The sequence below is a fragment of the Flavobacterium sp. GNP010 genome (assembly GCF_056428945.1).
This window is the reverse complement of the sequence record NZ_JBWJVK010000003.1, coordinates 83,749-100,984: the sequence shown is the minus strand read 5'-3', so window position 1 is coordinate 100,984 and position 17,236 is coordinate 83,749. Positions and strand designations below refer to the sequence as shown.

Below are 17,236 nucleotides of genomic sequence, written 5' to 3'. Positions count from 1 at the left end.
TCCAATAGTTTATTTAAACAAAAAACTGCTCAATCCTATAGTTAGGACGAGCAGTTTTAAACGATTGTCTATTTTTCCTAGAAACCTAAATCTTTCTTAACATCAAGAGTCAAGTTTGGACCATCAGCAAGTAAAAGAGAAGAACCATCAAGAACATATTGGAATCCTTTTGCTTTTCCTACTTTTTGGATTGAAGCTCTCACTTTTTCCATCAATGGTTTAACAATATCAGATTCTTTTTGTTGCAATTCTTTTTGAGCATTGTCTCTAAAAGCTACAATTCTAGACTGCATGTCTTGTACTTCTTTAGAGCGTTCTCCATTAATAGCTTCAGTTACTGTAGCAGCTTCAGCTTCGTATTTTTTTAATTTCCCTTGGTATTCTTCTACCATCTTTTTGTAATCAGCATCGTAAGTAGTACTCAATTTATCCAATTGTTTTTGAGCATCTAACATTGCTGGCATTTTTGTCATAATCTCACTTACATCAACATGAGCCGTTTTTGCTTGTGCATTAATTGTTTGGCTTGCTCCTAAAATAAAAATTGCAGCAATAAATAGAGTTTTAATTTGTCTCATCGTTTTTAAAATATTTAGTAATTAATTTTTGTTTGTATTTTCTTTTAATTTTTCTTCTTTTGCTTTTCTAATCGCTTCTCTTTCTTCGAGAATTTTTTTTCTTTTTTCGTCTAATGCTTTTTTGCGGTCTTCTAAAATTTTCTTACGATCTTCTAGTTTTTGTGCATTAACTTCCACTTGTTTTTGTTTGAGGTCTTCTGCTAACTGTTTTGAAGAATCATTTGTAGAATCTGCGTTTGCCGCTTTTTTAGGATCCTCTATTTTAACATTTGCAGAAACCGTGCCATTTTTTTTAGCTTCTCTGTCTGCTATTATTTGTGCTCTTTTGTTTTCAAATTCCTTTTTCTTTTGCTCTTGAAGCAACTTCCTGTCCTCTAGTACTTTCTCTCTAGCATATTTTTTTTCGTCTATTTGCTTTTGACGTTCTGCTAAATCTGGATTTTCATCCATCGCGTCTTGTTTTTTCTCTTTATCCTCTTCTGCTTTTTGTTGTTTTTTAGTCAACTGCTCTCTTTTTTCAGTTCGGGTAAGCGTGCGTATAATTTGGTCGCTAAGATCAAATCTTTTTGCTGCAAACAACATGGTTAGATCAGATGTTTTGTCAAAAATGAAATCGTATTTTAACCTTTCAGCAATATCTTGAACAGCAGTAAAAACTTGATCTTGTATTGGTTTAACCAAGAGGGATTTTTGTATTATTAAATCTCCGTTGGGTCCAAATCGTTTCTGTTGGTAATCTAGGTTTTCATTTTCTAGAAAATTAATTTCTGTTTCTCTTTCATCAATCAATTCTTTAGTTAACAATGCTCTTTCAGCTTTTAGGGCTTCTTTAAGTTTATTGATTTCAATTTTTTTAGCATCAATCTCAAGTTTCCATTTTTCAGTTTTTAGCTCTAATTGCGCCTTTGCTTCTGTATAATCGGGTACATTTTGTAAAATGTATTCCATATCTATGAAACCTAGTTTAGTGCCTCTTGTTTGGGCGTCTATTGCTTGCACAAAGAATAACGATAAAAATAGATATAAAAATTGTTTTCTCATAACAGTATGTTTTAGAAAATTTAAAATCAATTTTTTTAAAATTGTTGTCCAATGATAAAATGTACTTCGTTTCCATTTGGTTTTGCTTGACCTGGTAATTTATCAAAACCATATCCAAAATCGATTCCTAATAAACCAAATGCTGGCATGAAAACACGTAATCCAACTCCCGCGGAACGATTCAAAGCAAATGGATTGTAGCTTTTGAAATCTTTAAACGATGAACCTGCCTCAGCAAATGCTAATGCATAAATTGATGCAGATGCTTTTAATGTGATTGGATAACGTAATTCCATTGAGAATTTATTAAACACGGTTGCTCCAATTTGGTCTCCTCTTTCATCAACAGGAGTCAAAGAATTGTTAGGATATCCTCTCAACTGTATTGTTTCTCTTCCATCCATGGAGAAGTTAGCTAATCCATCTCCACCAAGATAGAAACGTTCAAAAGGAACTACTCCACGGTCTTGATTGTATGCTCCAAGGAATCCAAATTCTGCCAAAGTTCTCACCACTAATTTACCATAAACTTTGGTATACGCATCAGCTTTGAATTTTATTTTATAATATTCCAACCATTTAAAACGCTCTTGATCGACTTTGCTGACATCTGCAGCAGCCAAATTAAAGTCGGTTACCTTATTGCCATTCGTATCAATGTAATCTCCAATTTTTACAATATTTCCGTTAGCATCTGGCACATTTAATCGGTCGACAGTATTCTTTAATTTGTACTCTTCTTTGTCACCCAATGTAGCATAATCAACTCCGTTTAATAAAGAGTAAGGAAGGGTCAATTTAGCCGAAACACTAAATTCTGATCCGTAGGTAGGGAAAATTGGATTTACCCCTTTATTATTTCGTGTTAATCCTATTGTGTAAGCCATGTTTCTGGATGTTCCATCCCCAAAGGTAAATAATCCAGTATTGTAATTATTTAAATCATAGTGCTGATAACTTAACGATTGTGACAATACAAAGAAATCATCAGGTACTGTTAATCTTTTGGCTAAACCAACGGATAAAGTCATAATGTTAAAACTTTTTGTTTTATCCGCTCTTTGTGTTTGAAAATTATTTAAAAATTGTTTACTGTAAGACAATGATGAACTAAATGATACCGGTTTTTTTCCACCAAACCAAGGTTCAGAAAAGGAAACACTATAGGTTTGGAAAAAGGTACTTGCTTGCAAACGTAAGCTTACTTTTTGACCATCTCCCATCGGTAAAGGTCTATATGCATCTTTTTTGAACATATTGCGAGCCGAAAAGTTGTTGAACGAAAGTCCAAGCGTACCAATGAAACCACCACCACCATAACCTCCTTGAAGTTCAATTTGACTCGAGCCTTTTTCTACAAGTTGGTATTCAATATCTACCGTTCCTGCACTTGCATCAACGTTTCTAAACGCTGGATTGATAGCTTCTGGATCAAAAAATCCTAACTGTCCAATTTCACGTACGGTTCTAACTAATTCGTCTTTGCTGTATTTTTCACCAGGTTTTGTTCTTAATTCTCGGTAAATAACGCGGTCATTGGTTTTGTCATTACCAACAACAGTGATTTTGTTGAAATAAGCAATAGGGCCTTCTGTAATTCGTATTTCAAAATCAATAGTGTCATTGGCAGTTCGTACCTCTACAGCATTAATGTTTGAAAATAAATATCCGTTATTTTTGTATAAATTATCAATGTCTTCGCCATCTGGTTTTGATCCATCGGCAATTCTTTTTTGTAGTAGAACTCCATTATAGGTTTCTCCTTTTTTCACGCCTAATACTCTACTCAAACCTTGATCGGTGTAAACTGTATTCCCTAAGAATTTTATGTTTCCAAAGTAATATTTATTTCCTTCTTCTACATTAATTTTTATAGATAATGCATTTTTCTCTTTATCAAATGTTACAGAGTCCGAAACGATTCTGGCATCTCTATATCCTTTCTCTTTATAGGAAGAAATTACTTTTTCTAAATCGGTTTTGTATTTGTCTTTTATGAATTTTGATGCTTTTAAAACACGAGTAATTTTCTTTTGTTTCGTATCTTTCATTGCTTTACGCAAAGTGTTATCAGATATTTTCGTGTTTCCTACAAAATCAATACTTTTAATTTTTACTTTTTCACCTTTGTCAATGCTAACAAGCATGTTTACTGAATTAACAGTGGACGTATCTTTAACCGTATTAATGTTAACTTTGGTGTTATAATACCCGTCTTTCTTGTATTTGTTTTCTATATAATTTCTTGTGGTTGTAATCAAGTTTTCATTTACAACTTTACCTTTATTAAGACTGTTGTCTTTTATTAAAGCTTCCGTTTTAGTCTTTTTAATCCCTACAAATTTTACTTGATTTAGTTTGGGTAGCTCTACAATATTTAAATCGAGGTAGATACTATCATTCTGAACTTTATTTACATAAAATGAAATTTCATCAAAGAGACCTAGTTTTCCAAGTTTTTTTATAGCAGCACTAATTTCTTCACCGGGCACTGTTATTTCTTGTCCTTTTTGCAAACCAGAGAATGTAACAACCGTTTGTGAGTTGAAACTAATGTCTCCCACAATAGCTACATCTGCTAAAATGTATTTTTTTCCTTGATCAAAAGGAACTCTTTCTTGCGCTTTAACTTTTGTAAAACTTACTAATATTAATACGGTAAGGACTATTTTTATGCTTTTATGTAACACTAAAAAATTATTTAATTTGTTCACTTGTTTTTCCAAATCTGCGTTCTCTTTTTTGATAACTAATGATAGCCTCATATAAATCTTGTTCTTTAAAGTCTGGCCATAATATATCAGTAAAATATAATTCTGCATAGGCAATTTGCCACAACAAAAAATTACTTATCCTATGTTCTCCACTTGTTCGTATTAATAAATCTACGTCCGGTAAATTTTGCGTGTAAAGATGCTCATTAATAATGGAATCGTCAATAGCGTCTATTGAAATTATATTATTTTTAACTTTACTACAAATATTTCTTACCGCAGCTACTAATTCCTCCCTAGAACCGTAGCTTAACGCTAAGGTAAGTGTCATTTGTGTGTTGTTTTTTGTCTTGTCAATAACATCAAGGAGTTCCTTTTGTGCTGATTTTGGTAATCTTTCTAGGTTACCAATTGCGTTGAGTTTGATGTTGTTTTTTTGAAGTGTGAGCAGTTCTTTTTTCAAAGAGTTGATCAGTACTTTCATTAAAGTATCGACTTCTAGTTTGGGTCTGTTCCAGTTTTCAGTAGAAAAAGCATAAAGAGTAAGGAACTCGATGCCAAGCTTAGCACTGGCTTCGATTATTACTTTTACTGATTTTGTTCCGCTTTCATGACCTAAGGCGCGCAAAAGGCCTTGTTGTTTGGCCCAACGTCCATTACCATCCATAATGATGGCTAGGTGTTTAGGTAGGTTATTCTTATTGATTGTATCTTGTAAATTCATTTCTCTATTCTGCACAATAACAGGGTTTGTTCCCAAAGGTATAGGTTAACGTAGCTCCTGTAAAAACGTACCAATCATTATTATTTATATTTCCAAAATTTTGATTAAAGCTTCCGTCTATATTGTCAGTCAACGTATATCTTGCACCAGTTTCTAATGCTAAAACCCAACGAGGAGATATATTAGATTTTAATCCTATAATGATAGGGAGTGCTATTGATTTTCTTCTTTCGGTTCTCCCACGAACTGATGTGTCCGTTTTTAAATCGGTCAAGGTATATCTTGCTAGAAAATAACTCAAACCAGACGCAACATAAGGACTGATTTTTCTGCTCGATTCGTGAAGATTAAAATCAAAAAAGTTGAATTCAAGGCCTAAAGATACTTCTTTTAAATTGTTTTCAAAACGATACTCCCTTTGGTACCTGCTTACTTCTTTTGAATCTAAATCATTTGCAGTAATTTTAGATTGCGTATAAGAAAATCTATAGGAATGTCTAGGGCTTTTATTCCACTTGTATAGGACTCCAATTGCTGGTTCGTTTGGCGAAATATAAGTAGTAGGTCCGATGTCTCCAATATAATTACTGCCGCCAAAAAAAACACCGACCTCATGTATTTGAGCGTGCGTTACCATCACTGGAAAAAAACAGAGAAATAAATAAAAAATTTTGTTCATTTAATCAAAAATTGCGTGCAAATATAATAATTATCAATTCGATTCAATACCCATTCAGTTAAATGTGCTTTTTTTTAATAATTCAGTATTAAACGCACTATAAATAAGTATTTAATTTAGTAAAACGGGAAAAATTGATAAAATCGTATAGCGTTTGATTAAAATGATTTAATTCCTCTTGTCTTCTCCCCAAAGTAGTTTGCTGCGGAGTGTTTTCAAAAAGGTTTCCTCGGGAATTTCGACCATATTAATTTGAAAAGGAGTTTTCTTTAAAGTTAATACCGATTCATTTCTAACAGATGTAACTCTAGAATCTAGAGAAACTAAATAGTATTCATCTCTTCCAGAAACTTTAAGTCTAATTTCAGTTTCATCGGGAACTACTAGTGGTCGTGCAGTAAGATTGTGAGGGGCAATAGGTGTAATAACTAGGCTTTTTACATCTGGGGTCAAAATAGGACCGCCGCAGCTTAGAGAGTATCCTGTAGATCCTGTTGGGGTTGAAATAATTAGTCCGTCAGCCCAATACGAATTCAGGTACTCCTCATTTAAATACGTATCAATTGTTATCATCGAGGTGGTATCTTTTCTGCTAACCGTAATTTCATTCATCGCAAAATTAATTGCATCGATGGACTCATTAGGAGGTGTGCAAGTTAAACTCAGTAAAGTTCGTTTAGAAATCGTATATTTTCTATCAATTACAAATTGCATGAACGAGGCAATGTTTTCCTTTTGTACCGAAGCTAAAAAACCCAATCTTCCGGCATTAATCCCTAAGATGGGAATCCCAGAATCACGAACTAAAGTTGCCGCTCTTAAAATGGTTCCGTCACCACCTATACTAATTAACATATCAAAACTGCTATCAAGTTCTGTATGTGAGGTAAATGTTTTGTATTTGTTCTCTACAATTTTTTTTTCGTTAAGCATTATTAAAAAATGCGACTCAATGATCATCTCTATATTGTTCTTGTTAAAAAAAACAAAGATGTCGTTTATTATAGGTTCTGTACTGTTTTGATAATATTGACCGTAGATAGCTACTTTCATCTTTTTGCTGAATCGTTTTCTGTTAGTGTAAGTTGTATGTCGTTAGATCGATTAAAATGCTAATCAGTCCTGTAAACTATATATTAAGGTATTTGTCTAAATAATCAGAGCGTTCCTTTAAATTATTGATGTAATTATCTTCTTGGTGTTCTGATATGATTTCATAATTGTACCTCCTAAAAGTTTGAATAATTTCATTCATAGCGCCTAATGTTATTTTCAACGTAATTTCAACGCTATCAATACTTGACTCTGATATGAATAAACCCAAAAGCTTTCCATTATTGCTTTCTACAATTTGGGTAATTTGGCTCATGGAATAATCTAAAACGCCTTTACGAACTACGATAATTCCGCCTGGTTCTTGTAAAAATGGGGTTTCATGAAAAAACTTCATGATATCTTCTATTTCATAATACCCAACGTAACTATTGTTTTCGTCTAGAACGGGAACTAAATTAGTATTGTTTTTTGCGAAAACTTCTAAAACATCGAGCCACATGGTATCTGTTTTAGTAAAAAAACCTTCCAATGTAAAGCGGTAATCTACTATTTTTTTGTCACTGTCAAAAGTTTCAATATCCTCAGCTGCGATACTACCAATGTAAACTCCATCTTCTAAAACCGGAAAATGTGAAAAGTGTAAATCACTAAAGAAGTCTTGAACCGCTTCGATAGAATCGAAACTATCAATTGCCTTTACATCATTGGTTATATACTCTGTAATTTCTGTCATAAATCAATTTGGAATATTTCATGCAAAATAATCAAAAATAAGCAAAATCTCCTAAGTTTTACTTTGTATTTTTGTTCCAAGTAAAAACAAGTTTCAAAATCAAAAAGTGTGTTCATGACAAAGTTAAGTGTAAACATCAATAAAATAGCTACTTTGCGAAATGCTCGTGGAGGAAATGTTCCCAATCTATTAAAAGTAGCTACCGACATTCAAAAATTTGGTGCCGAAGGAATTACGATACATCCACGTCCAGATGAGCGCCACATTCGCTATCAAGATGCCCGAGATTTGAAGGCAATTGTTTACACCGAATACAATATCGAAGGCAATCCGGAGCAAACATTTATTGATCTTGTTCTCGAAATAAAGCCAACTCAAGTTACCCTAGTTCCAGATGCTATCGATGCGATCACATCAAATGCGGGATGGAATACCGTAAAACATGAAGCTCTTTTGACTGAAGTGGTGCAGGAATTTCAACGCAACGGTATTCGAACGTCTATTTTTGTAGATCCAATTCTCGAAATGATCGAAGGAGCTAAAAAAATTGGAACCGAGAGAATCGAATTGTATACAGAGGCATTTGCACACCAATACGGTTTAGGAAATCAAAATGCGATTTTGCCATATACACAATCAGCAATTTTAGCCAACGATTTAGTATTGGGAATCAATGCAGGTCACGATTTAAGTTTGGATAACATTCAATTTTTCAAACAAAATATCCCAGGATTACTTGAAGTTTCAATTGGTCATGCCTTAATCTCAGAAGCTATTTATTTAGGATTAGATAATGTGGTCAATATGTATTTGCAAAAATTAAAATAGTTTTTTAAACCATTTAGGAATATAGATGGATTTGGTGTCTAGCTTAATAACCTTAATTTCTTAATGGTCTGTATTTTAAATTAAAACGTTAAAATCTAAAATCATATGCTTTTTTCAAAAATAGAAGGCTCTGGCAAGCCACTTTTAATTCTTCACGGATTTCTGGGAATGTCAGACAACTGGAAATCCCTCGGAACACAATTTGCAGTCGGTTTTCAAGTTCACATGCTCGATCTACGCAACCACGGACGAAGCATGCATTCTGATGACTTTAGTTATGAAATTATGGCTCAGGATGTCTACGAATATTGTCATACTCATAATTTAGAAACCATCAATATAATAGGACACTCGATGGGTGGGAAAGTAGCTATGCTTTTGGCCACCTCACATCCCGAACTAGTCGATAAATTGATTGTGGCTGATATTGGACCAAAATTTTATCCCCAACATCATCAAGATATATTGGCGGGATTGAATGCTGTTGATTTTTCAATACAACCCAGCCGAAGCGATGTAGAAGCAATTATGACGAAGTTTGTCCCTGATTTTGGAACGCGACAATTTTTGATGAAAAATTTATTTTGGAAAGAGCCTTCACAATTGGCTTTTCGATTTAATCTAGCTGTTTTTAATAAAAAAATGGATGAAATAGGAGTTGCTTTACCACAAAGCACTCGTTTCCTAAAGCCAACATTGTTTATTCGTGGTGGTAATTCCAAGTACATTTTAGATAGTGACGTTGAAGATATTAAAGCGCATTTCCCGGATTCAAGCATCGAAACAATTCCGAATGTTGGGCATTGGCTACACGCCGAAAACCCAATTGAGTTTTATCAAAAAGTGACTTCTTTCCTAAAACAACCTTGATAATTTTAAATATTCACTACATTTATTAAAACTTTAAATTAAAATCCATGAATTTACTGATCAAAATTCTTATTACTTCTGGCTTAGTATTGCTAATTGCAAATTTTATGCCTGGGGTTCGTGTGGCAGGATTTACCACAGCATTAATCGTAGCCATTGTTCTGGGGTTGCTTAATGTATTTATCAAACCAATATTAGTAGTACTTACATTGCCTGTTACGATCATTACTTTAGGATTGTTTTTATTGGTAATTAATGCACTTATGATCTTATTGTGTACAAAGATTGTAGGCGGATTTAGCGTAGATACATTTTTAACGGCCTTGTTTTTCAGTATCATTTTATCATTATTACAATCTATTTTGAATGCAATATTAGGCGAAGGGAAATAAAAATTTATTTTTAACATCTATTTATGATCTCAATTATTTGGGCTTATTTTTATTTATTACCTTTGTATTTCAATTGATATAGAATGTCTAAAACGTTTTACATACTTTTATTTGCAATACTTGGTTTCATATTGACTCCAAGCAGTGCATTTGCGTGTGGAACAAAGACTGAGAAATCCTGTTGTAAAAAAATGTCCTCTGTTGAGAAGATAAAAAAAGAATGCTGCAAGAAATCAGAGTCTTCAAAGAAGAACTCTCATGAAGGTTGCGATGGGGCTTGTAAAAGTATTAGTTGTAGTAATTCAACTGTTTTATTAAGTAGTACAGCTATTTTATACAGCGATTTAAACCTTGAACTTTTTAGTTTTTCGACTGAAAAACAAAATTATTATTATTCTGCAATCTTCATATCCTCTGATTTCAGATCTGTTTGGCTTCCACCTAAAATAAGCTAAATCCCTTTTCTGACAGCCAAAATACTGTCTTTTTCAAAGCACTTTGTGCTTAACAATCATTAATTTTTTTGGTCCAATACAGATTGATATGTAGCTTACATAGCTTATTATTTCAGTTTTTTTTGGGACTAATTCACTTCAAATTCAAAATACAATGAACTCAATAAAAAAAATATTGATGGCAATGACATTATTGCTCTCAATCAACGTAGTAAGCGCGCAAATTAAAAACGCTAAAACAGAAACAGTAAAAATATACGGAAACTGTGGCATGTGTAAAACTAAAATAGAAACTGCTGGCACCCTTAAAAAAGTAGCAAAAGTAGAATGGAATCAAGACACTAATATGGCAGTTCTTACTTATGATGCATCTAAGACAAGCCAGGACGAAATTCTGAAACGCATTGCTTTAGTTGGTTATGACAGCGATAAATTCCTTGCTCCAGATGCTACTTATGATGCTTTGCACGAATGTTGCCAATATGAAAGAGTAGCTAAAGTAGCTATGCCCGCAGCAGCTAAAATGGAAACGGCTACAATGGAAAATCATTCCAATCACGCTGATAATTCAGGTATTAAGCAACAACAGGACACACAACTAAAAGTTGTTTTTGATACTTATTTTGCGTTGAAAGATGCGTTGGTAAAAACAGACGGCAACGCGGTTGCTGCAGAAGCAAAAGAAATGAAAACAGCTTTGAGTGTAGTAAAAATGGAAACTCTTGCTATGGATGTGCATATGGTTTGGATGAAGGAAATGAGTGGTTTAATGACTTCTGCCGGAGCTATTGCTGCAACGCAAGACATTGAACTTCAAAGAGAAATTTTCATTCCTTTCTCAAAATCAATTTACGAGTTGCTAAAAGTAGCTAAATATGAAATGCCTGTTTACGTACAGTTTTGTCCAATGGCAAATGATGGTGAAGGTGCTAACTGGTTAAGCAAAGAAAATGCTGTAAAGAATCCTTTTTATGGTTCTAAAATGCTGACTTGCGGGAAAGTAGTAGAAACGATTCAGTAATTTTTTACAGATATAACATGAAAAAAGTAATCGCCTGTTGTATACTGTTGCTCACTATTTCAGTTGCAAACGCACAATTAAAAATAGGCGACAGCCTGCCTGATTTTAAACTTTTTAACAATAATGAAGTTGCTGTTGAGGTAGCTTCGCTTAAAGGTAAAATAGTTTTAGTTGACTTTTGGGCTTCCTGGTGTGGGCCTTGCAGAGTGGCTAATAAAAAATTAGTTCCTTTTTACAATCAAAATAAAAGTGGCAATTTCGAAATTATAGGAATCTCTCTAGATATTGATACTACTAAATGGAAAAATGCTATCGAAAAAGACAAGCTTCCTTACACGCAACTAATAGATCCAAATGGGTTTGATGCAAAAACGGCGCTTCTCTTTGGAATTGAGCAATTGCCGAGTTCTTATTTGTTTGACGAATCAGGAATATTGATCGCTATCAATCCAACACTTGAAGAAATTTCAATCCAATTAAAAAAATAAAATCATGAAAAATATACCGTTAAAATTTGTCCTAGTTGCTTGTTTAGTTTTAATCACAAGCATGAAATCGTTTGCTCAAATCTCAAAAGCTGAGATCATTGCAACGGGTTTAACCTGTTCTATGTGTTCCAATGCGATAAACAAGCAGTTAAAAACATTGCCCGAAGTTGTTACTGTAGAAACCGATTTAAATACCAATACGTTCACTGTAACACTTAAGGAAGGTAATGATTTGAGTCCAAAAGTATTTAAGGAAAAAGTGGAAAAAGCAGGTTTTTTTGTCGGCTCTTTAGTGGTCACTTCAAAGCCCGAAACTATAACTAAAAGCGGATATATCTTGGTTAATGACAAACTAAGTAATGCGAGTGAAATACAATTTAAAATACTTGACAAAGGATTTGTAACTGAAAAGGAGTTTAAAAAATTATCTAAAACCTATAAAAATGTCGAAACCTACGCTTCAAACAACGAAGATGATTTTCACATTAAATTGATAAACTAATGAGAAATGTAATTTTATTTTTTGTAGCAATTAGTTGTCAAACTATTTTTAGTCAAGAATTATTTGTAGTAACAGATCCTGCCAGTAATGTCCCAGCGAATTCACTTGCTTTAAACGTGATGCAATCAGCATTTAAAGAGCAAATTAAAACAGGTTACAATTACCATTTAATGCCTGAGATAACTTATGGAATAAATAAGAATTTAATGGTAAGAGGTTCCGCTTTTATAAGTACAAGAACTAATGCCTTATATGCTGAAGGCGCTGGTATAATGGCAAAATATCGGTTTTATTCTGAAGATGATTTGAATAGTCATTTCCGCATGGCAGCATACGGAAGATATAGTTTTAATCGTGCTGATATCCATCAAGAACAAATTGAAATCTTGGGGCATAACACAGGTTTTGAAACAGGTATAATTGCAACAAAATTATTAAAAAAAGTAGCGATTAGTTCCTCTTTAAGTTTTGAGAAAGCACTAGACAATAAACCAAATTATCCTTTTCCAGATGAACTGGGAGATAATGCTACCAATTATTCCTTGTCATTTGGTAAACTAATGTATCCTAAAAAATACACGAGTTTCAAGCAAACTAATATCAATCTAATGTTAGAATTTGTAGGGCAAACCATAAACGAAAATGGAAAATCGTATTTGGATGTTGTCCCAGCGATACAATTTATTTTTAATAGTCAGGCGCGATTGGATTTAGCGTACCGTCAAGAACTAATTAGTTCAATGCTGCGTTCTGCACCGAATGGACTGTACTTCAATTTGTATTACACGTTCTTTAACTTAAAAAAACAAAACAATTAATTTTTTAAAACTAGCAATCATGAAAACTCTATTTATAACAGCTCTACTAGCTATCACAATAGCTTCTTGCAATCAGAAAGTTAAAGAAGTGGAAGCTGCAGAAACGACAGCTACTGCCAACGAATTATATGCTTGTTCTATGCATCCTGAAGTTACTGGCAAAAAAGGTTCAGAATGTCCGGAATGTGGTATGGAACTAACTGAGAAAGTGGCGCAAGGTACAGCAACGGAAAAAGAGGACGCCAATACCGCCGATGTAGAAACAAAAAATGCAGTGTCAAACACTACAACAGTTGCGGCAACTTCGTTTACAATTAATGAAATTGTAAGCAGTTATATAAAGCTTAAAAATGCTCTTGTAAAAGATGATTCAAAAGGAGCTGCAAACGCTGGGAAAGCTTTATACGCGATACTAAATAGTACAGATACAAAATCACTAGATGCGAAATTAAAAAAGGAATATGTTGATATTGCCGATGATGCGAAGGAGCATGCAGAACATATTGGTGACAATTCGGGTAAAATTGAGCATCAAAGAGAACATTTTGCCATGTTGAGCAAAGACATCAACGATTTTGTACAAACTTTTGGAACTACGCAAAAATTATATCAAGATTATTGCCCAATGTATGATGAAGGGAAAAGTGGCTACTGGATAAGTGAAACTAAGGAAATCAAAAATCCATACTTTGGCTCCCAAATGCTTGCTTGTGGATCCATACGAAAAACATTTTAAATGAAAATTAGCGTCAAAAAAATATTCGTTTTAGGTTTGATTATTTTTTTGCTGATACAATTTTATCAACCTGATCGCAATTTAGATTACGGTCAGGTTTTGCCAACACATTTCAATAAAATCTACGCCGTTCCATCTGATGTAGAAAGTATTTTACGAACCTCTTGTTATGATTGTCACAGTAATAACACAGAATATCCGTGGTACTCCTACATTCAACCCGCGAGAATGATTTTGGATAATCATATTAAGGAAGGGAAAGAAAACTTGAATTTCAGTACGTTTGGTGATTATTCTCAACGCAAGCAGGGAAATAAATTAGAACGTATTGTTAAGCAAATCAAATCGGATGAAATGCCATTAGCGACTTACACTAGGATGCATAAAAATGCCATACTATCGCAAGAGGATAAAAGGATATTGATTACCTGGATGGAAAACACAAGAGACAGTATGTCAACGGGCTTTTAAAAAATAAAACAGCTTTTGTATAAAAATGTCATATGAAACTTATTTCTTTTTTTGGTTTAGAAATGGATGAAATTAAACCTATTTAGTTGCTCATTTACAGTAAATTATGCAATTTAAACCAATAAAAACACAACTGATCTAATGCTGCTTTTTTGTACTATTACTATGCAGAAATTCATCTGCAATTAATACACTTTAATCATGAAAAAAATATTTTTTTTTACCCTAATGGCGGCTTTTGTATTGATCTCTTGTAACCAAAAAAATAATGAGAATTCAACAAATGACACTCCGATGATGAATGATAACTCCACTATGATGAACTCTGACTCTACGATGATGGGCAATGATTCAACTATGATGGGTAATGACGCAAAAATGATGAAAAATACAACAATGTATGCTTGTCCCATGCATCCTGAAGTTCAAGGCAAACTGAATGATAAATGTCCTAAATGTGGCATGAAATTAACAGAGCCTGTTCCAGAAACCGCTGTAAAAAGCAATAACTAAAATAAGGATTTACCTTATTATCTATAATCAACCTTGCCTCGTATATCGCGGTAAGGTTGATTAAAAACATACTAAAATGAAGCATACCTACACTATTACTGGAATGACTTGTAATGGCTGTCGTTCATCAGTTGAAAAAGCATTAAATTCTATTGAAGGGATTGAAGCAGTGGTTTCTCTAGATCCACCAATTGCTACTTTACTAATGAAAGATCATATACCATTAGCTCAATTACAAGAAACGCTTTCTAAAGCTGGCAAGTACAGCATTTCTATGGAATCTCCTGCAGATACTATCTCAGAAACATCAAATGAACCTCCAGTAAAATCCTGTTGCAGTTCGAATAAACCACAAGAGAAACCAACAGTAATTTTACCTGATAATGCGCCCGGAAAATACTATTGTCCGATGCATTGCGAGGGAGAAAAGGTTTATGATAAACCGGGAGATTGTCCCGTTTGCGGTATGGATTTGGTCAAAGAAGCGGCGTTACCTAATAGTAAAATGGTATACACTTGTCCTATGCATCCTGAAGTTGTACAAGAAGGTTCTGGTTCTTGTCCTATATGCGGAATGGATTTAGTGCCAATGGAACCAACCGAAAGTGAAGAGAATAAGGTATATAATGACTTGGTGCGTAAAATGAAAATCGCTCTAGTTTTTACGGTTCCGGTGTTCATAATTGCTATGTCAGATATGATTCCTAATAATCCATTAATGACAATAATGGACGCTTCAAAATGGAATTGGGTACAGTTAATTTTATCGCTTCCAGTAGTTTTTTATGCGTGTTGGATGTTTTTCATTCGGGCTTATAAATCTATTATTACTTGGAATCTCAATATGTTTACTCTTATCGGAATTGGTACGGGAGTGGCATTTTTATTTAGTTTAGTTGGGATGTTTTTTCCTGATGTTTTTCCCGATGAATTCAAAACTCATAACGGAACGGTTTCTCTCTATTTTGAAGCAACGACGGTGATATTAACGTTAGTTTTATTAGGACAACTTTTAGAAGCCAGAGCACACAGTCAAACTAGTGGAGCGATAAAAGAATTGTTGAAATTAGCACCAACCGAGGCCACTTTGGTCATCGACGGAGGTGATAAAGTAATTTCGATTCATGATATCAAAAAAGGAGATCTACTACGTGTCAAACCCGGAGATAAAATTCCTGTGGATGGGAAAATTACCGATGGAGAAAGTACCATTGATGAATCGATGATTTCGGGAGAACCTATTCCTGTTGATAAAAAAAGCGATGATCCCGTAATAGCGGGAACCATAAACGGGAATAAGTCCTTTGTTATGATTGCCGAAAAAGTAGGTTCAGAAACTTTGCTTTCGCAAATCGTTAAGATGGTAAATGATGCGAGTCGTTCCAGAGCGCCCATTCAAAAGCTAGCGGATAGTATTGCTAAATATTTTGTGCCAATTGTAGTTATAGTTTCTGCAGTAACCTTTTTTGTTTGGGCACAATTTGGACCAGAACCAGCTATGGTTTATGGATTTATAAATGCCATTGCGGTATTGATAATTGCGTGTCCTTGTGCTTTAGGATTGGCTACACCCATGTCGGTTATGGTTGGTGTTGGGAAAGGAGCACAATCTGGAGTTTTGATAAAAAACGCCGAAGCACTTGAAAACATGAACAAAGTAAATGTTCTGATTACCGATAAAACAGGAACTATCACCGAAGGAAAACCTTCTGTAGAGAAAGTATTCGCTACTAATAATGACGAAGATTATTTATTGCAAAGCATTGCTTCTTTAAATCAGTACAGCGAACATCCTTTGGCGCAAGCCGTAGTCAATTTTGCGAAAGCGAAAAAAGTTTCCTTAATCGATGTCAAGGACTTTGAAGCTATTTCAGGGAAAGGAGTCATTGGAACGGTAACCAATAAAAAAGTGGCTCTTGGAAATAAAAAATTGATGGAGCAATTAAGTGCAAAGGTTTCGGAGGAATTAGAAAATCAAATTATAGCCGAACAAAAACTGGGAAAAACGGTTTCTTATATTTCAGTTGACGGAATTGCCGTGGGGTTTGTGTCTATTACAGATGCCATAAAAGCAACAAGTGTCGAAGCCATAAAAGAATTAATACGTCAAGGTGTTGAGGTAATCATGTTGACAGGCGACAATGAAAATACGGCAAAAGCGGTCGCTCAAGAACTGCATTTGAGTTCGTATAAAGCGGGTTGTTTGCCTGAAGACAAGTTAAAAGAAATAAAAAAATTGCAAGCCGAAGGGAAAATAGTAGCCATGGCAGGCGACGGAATTAATGATGCTCCAGCTTTGGCGCAAGCCGATGTAGGAATTGCAATGGGAACCGGAACAGATGTGGCCATTGAAAGTGCGAAAATCACGTTAGTGAAAGGCGATTTGCAAGGGATTGTAAAAGCTAAGAATTTGAGTCATGCAGTAATGCGAAATATCAAACAGAATTTATTTTTTGCCTTTTTCTATAATGTGTTGGGAATTCCCATTGCCGCTGGCGTTTTGTATCCTTTTTTTGGTGTCTTGCTTTCGCCAATGATTGCGGCTTTGGCAATGTCATTTAGTTCCGTTTCTGTAATTGCAAACGCGCTTCGATTACGTAGTTTAAAACTTTAAAAT

Annotated in this window: 19 protein-coding genes; 12 read left to right on the top strand and 7 right to left on the bottom strand. The window is 34.2% G+C overall.

The window, feature by feature from the left end:
* Positions 1-77: 77 nt before the first annotated feature.
* From AC061C_RS01900 to AC061C_RS01870, 7 genes are all read right to left on the bottom strand, one after another.
* Positions 78-578, bottom strand: coding sequence for an OmpH/Skp family outer membrane protein (locus AC061C_RS01900; protein WP_309757648.1), 501 nt, complete (start codon positions 576-578; stop codon positions 78-80).
* A gap of 21 nt (positions 579-599) precedes the next feature.
* Positions 600-1,619, bottom strand: a complete 1,020-nt coding sequence (locus tag AC061C_RS01895; RefSeq protein WP_478289821.1) for an OmpH/Skp family outer membrane protein — start codon at positions 1,617-1,619, stop codon at positions 600-602.
* A 35-nt stretch (positions 1,620-1,654) separates the two neighbouring features.
* Positions 1,655-4,384, bottom strand: coding sequence for an outer membrane protein assembly factor BamA (gene bamA / locus AC061C_RS01890; RefSeq protein WP_478289795.1), 2,730 nt, complete (start codon positions 4,382-4,384; stop codon positions 1,655-1,657).
* The gene (gene uppS, locus AC061C_RS01885; protein WP_309759244.1) at positions 4,317-5,057 is read right to left on the bottom strand and encodes an undecaprenyl pyrophosphate synthase; all 741 of its coding nucleotides are present in this window, start codon (positions 5,055-5,057) and stop codon (positions 4,317-4,319) included. Before uppS ends, bamA begins: the two co-directional genes overlap by 68 nt.
* A gap of 4 nt (positions 5,058-5,061) precedes the next feature.
* Entirely contained in the window at positions 5,062-5,736 is a 675-nt protein-coding gene (gene porG, locus AC061C_RS01880) for a type IX secretion system protein PorG (RefSeq protein WP_478289794.1), read from the bottom strand.
* A 168-nt stretch (positions 5,737-5,904) separates the two neighbouring features.
* Positions 5,905-6,789, bottom strand: a complete 885-nt coding sequence (locus tag AC061C_RS01875; RefSeq protein WP_417944701.1) for an NAD kinase — start codon at positions 6,787-6,789, stop codon at positions 5,905-5,907.
* 76 nt (positions 6,790-6,865) lie between these two features.
* Entirely contained in the window at positions 6,866-7,525 is a 660-nt protein-coding gene (locus tag AC061C_RS01870; RefSeq protein ID WP_478289793.1) for a CBS domain-containing protein, read from the bottom strand.
* 114 nt (positions 7,526-7,639) lie between these two features.
* Between AC061C_RS01870 and AC061C_RS01865 the strand changes: the two genes are divergently transcribed.
* From AC061C_RS01865 to AC061C_RS01810, 12 genes are all read left to right on the top strand, one after another.
* Positions 7,640-8,353, top strand: coding sequence for a pyridoxine 5'-phosphate synthase (locus tag AC061C_RS01865; protein WP_478289792.1), 714 nt, complete (start codon positions 7,640-7,642; stop codon positions 8,351-8,353).
* 105 nt (positions 8,354-8,458) lie between these two features.
* A complete protein-coding gene (locus AC061C_RS01860; RefSeq protein WP_478289791.1) occupies positions 8,459-9,223 on the top strand; it encodes an alpha/beta fold hydrolase in 765 nt (254 codons plus the stop codon).
* Between the two features lie 47 nt (positions 9,224-9,270).
* Positions 9,271-9,615: a phage holin family protein gene (locus AC061C_RS01855; protein WP_478289790.1), complete on the top strand. Its 345-nt coding sequence runs from the start codon at positions 9,271-9,273 to the stop codon at positions 9,613-9,615.
* An 83-nt stretch (positions 9,616-9,698) separates the two neighbouring features.
* On the top strand, positions 9,699-10,070 hold the full coding sequence (locus AC061C_RS01850) for a hypothetical protein (protein WP_478289789.1): 372 nt from the start codon (positions 9,699-9,701) through the stop codon (positions 10,068-10,070).
* A 154-nt stretch (positions 10,071-10,224) separates the two neighbouring features.
* The gene (locus tag AC061C_RS01845) at positions 10,225-11,091 is read left to right on the top strand and encodes a DUF3347 domain-containing protein (RefSeq protein ID WP_478289788.1); all 867 of its coding nucleotides are present in this window, start codon (positions 10,225-10,227) and stop codon (positions 11,089-11,091) included.
* A gap of 17 nt (positions 11,092-11,108) precedes the next feature.
* Positions 11,109-11,579: a TlpA family protein disulfide reductase gene (locus AC061C_RS01840; protein ID WP_478289787.1), complete on the top strand. Its 471-nt coding sequence runs from the start codon at positions 11,109-11,111 to the stop codon at positions 11,577-11,579.
* Positions 11,580-11,583: 4 nt separating this feature from the next.
* Entirely contained in the window at positions 11,584-12,081 is a 498-nt protein-coding gene (locus AC061C_RS01835) for a heavy-metal-associated domain-containing protein (RefSeq protein ID WP_478289786.1), read from the top strand.
* Positions 12,081-12,899, top strand: a complete 819-nt coding sequence (locus AC061C_RS01830; protein WP_478289785.1) for a hypothetical protein — start codon at positions 12,081-12,083, stop codon at positions 12,897-12,899. Before AC061C_RS01835 ends, AC061C_RS01830 begins: the two co-directional genes overlap by 1 nt.
* Positions 12,900-12,918: 19 nt before the next feature.
* On the top strand, positions 12,919-13,635 hold the full coding sequence (locus AC061C_RS01825; protein ID WP_478289784.1) for a DUF3347 domain-containing protein: 717 nt from the start codon (positions 12,919-12,921) through the stop codon (positions 13,633-13,635).
* Entirely contained in the window at positions 13,636-14,106 is a 471-nt protein-coding gene (locus tag AC061C_RS01820) for a heme-binding domain-containing protein (protein WP_478289783.1), read from the top strand.
* Positions 14,107-14,307: 201 nt separating this feature from the next.
* Positions 14,308-14,619, top strand: a complete 312-nt coding sequence (locus tag AC061C_RS01815) for a heavy metal-binding domain-containing protein (RefSeq protein ID WP_478289782.1) — start codon at positions 14,308-14,310, stop codon at positions 14,617-14,619.
* 76 nt (positions 14,620-14,695) lie between these two features.
* Positions 14,696-17,233: a heavy metal translocating P-type ATPase gene (locus AC061C_RS01810; RefSeq protein ID WP_478289781.1), complete on the top strand. Its 2,538-nt coding sequence runs from the start codon at positions 14,696-14,698 to the stop codon at positions 17,231-17,233.
* Positions 17,234-17,236 lie beyond the last annotated feature (3 nt).

Bases quoted from the DNA above. Each gene is read 5' to 3' on its own strand.
- AC061C_RS01900 (WP_309757648.1), bottom strand. From the start codon at position 578: ATGAGACAAATTAAAACTCTATTTATTGCTGCAATTTTTATTTTAGGA.
- AC061C_RS01895 (WP_478289821.1), bottom strand. From the start codon at position 1,619: ATGAGAAAACAATTTTTATATCTATTTTTATCGTTATTCTTTGTGCAA.
- bamA (WP_478289795.1), bottom strand. From the start codon at position 4,384: ATGAGGCTATCATTAGTTATCAAAAAAGAGAACGCAGATTTGGAAAAA.
- uppS (WP_309759244.1), bottom strand. From the start codon at position 5,057: ATGAATTTACAAGATACAATCAATAAGAATAACCTACCTAAACACCTA.
- porG (WP_478289794.1), bottom strand. From the start codon at position 5,736: ATGAACAAAATTTTTTATTTATTTCTCTGTTTTTTTCCAGTGATGGTA.
- AC061C_RS01875 (WP_417944701.1), bottom strand. From the start codon at position 6,789: ATGAAAGTAGCTATCTACGGTCAATATTATCAAAACAGTACAGAACCT.
- AC061C_RS01870 (WP_478289793.1), bottom strand. From the start codon at position 7,525: ATGACAGAAATTACAGAGTATATAACCAATGATGTAAAGGCAATTGAT.
- AC061C_RS01865 (WP_478289792.1), top strand. From the start codon at position 7,640: ATGACAAAGTTAAGTGTAAACATCAATAAAATAGCTACTTTGCGAAAT.
- AC061C_RS01860 (WP_478289791.1), top strand. From the start codon at position 8,459: ATGCTTTTTTCAAAAATAGAAGGCTCTGGCAAGCCACTTTTAATTCTT.
- AC061C_RS01855 (WP_478289790.1), top strand. From the start codon at position 9,271: ATGAATTTACTGATCAAAATTCTTATTACTTCTGGCTTAGTATTGCTA.
- AC061C_RS01850 (WP_478289789.1), top strand. From the start codon at position 9,699: ATGTCTAAAACGTTTTACATACTTTTATTTGCAATACTTGGTTTCATA.
- AC061C_RS01845 (WP_478289788.1), top strand. From the start codon at position 10,225: ATGAACTCAATAAAAAAAATATTGATGGCAATGACATTATTGCTCTCA.
- AC061C_RS01840 (WP_478289787.1), top strand. From the start codon at position 11,109: ATGAAAAAAGTAATCGCCTGTTGTATACTGTTGCTCACTATTTCAGTT.
- AC061C_RS01835 (WP_478289786.1), top strand. From the start codon at position 11,584: ATGAAAAATATACCGTTAAAATTTGTCCTAGTTGCTTGTTTAGTTTTA.
- AC061C_RS01830 (WP_478289785.1), top strand. From the start codon at position 12,081: ATGAGAAATGTAATTTTATTTTTTGTAGCAATTAGTTGTCAAACTATT.
- AC061C_RS01825 (WP_478289784.1), top strand. From the start codon at position 12,919: ATGAAAACTCTATTTATAACAGCTCTACTAGCTATCACAATAGCTTCT.
- AC061C_RS01820 (WP_478289783.1), top strand. From the start codon at position 13,636: ATGAAAATTAGCGTCAAAAAAATATTCGTTTTAGGTTTGATTATTTTT.
- AC061C_RS01815 (WP_478289782.1), top strand. From the start codon at position 14,308: ATGAAAAAAATATTTTTTTTTACCCTAATGGCGGCTTTTGTATTGATC.
- AC061C_RS01810 (WP_478289781.1), top strand. From the start codon at position 14,696: ATGAAGCATACCTACACTATTACTGGAATGACTTGTAATGGCTGTCGT.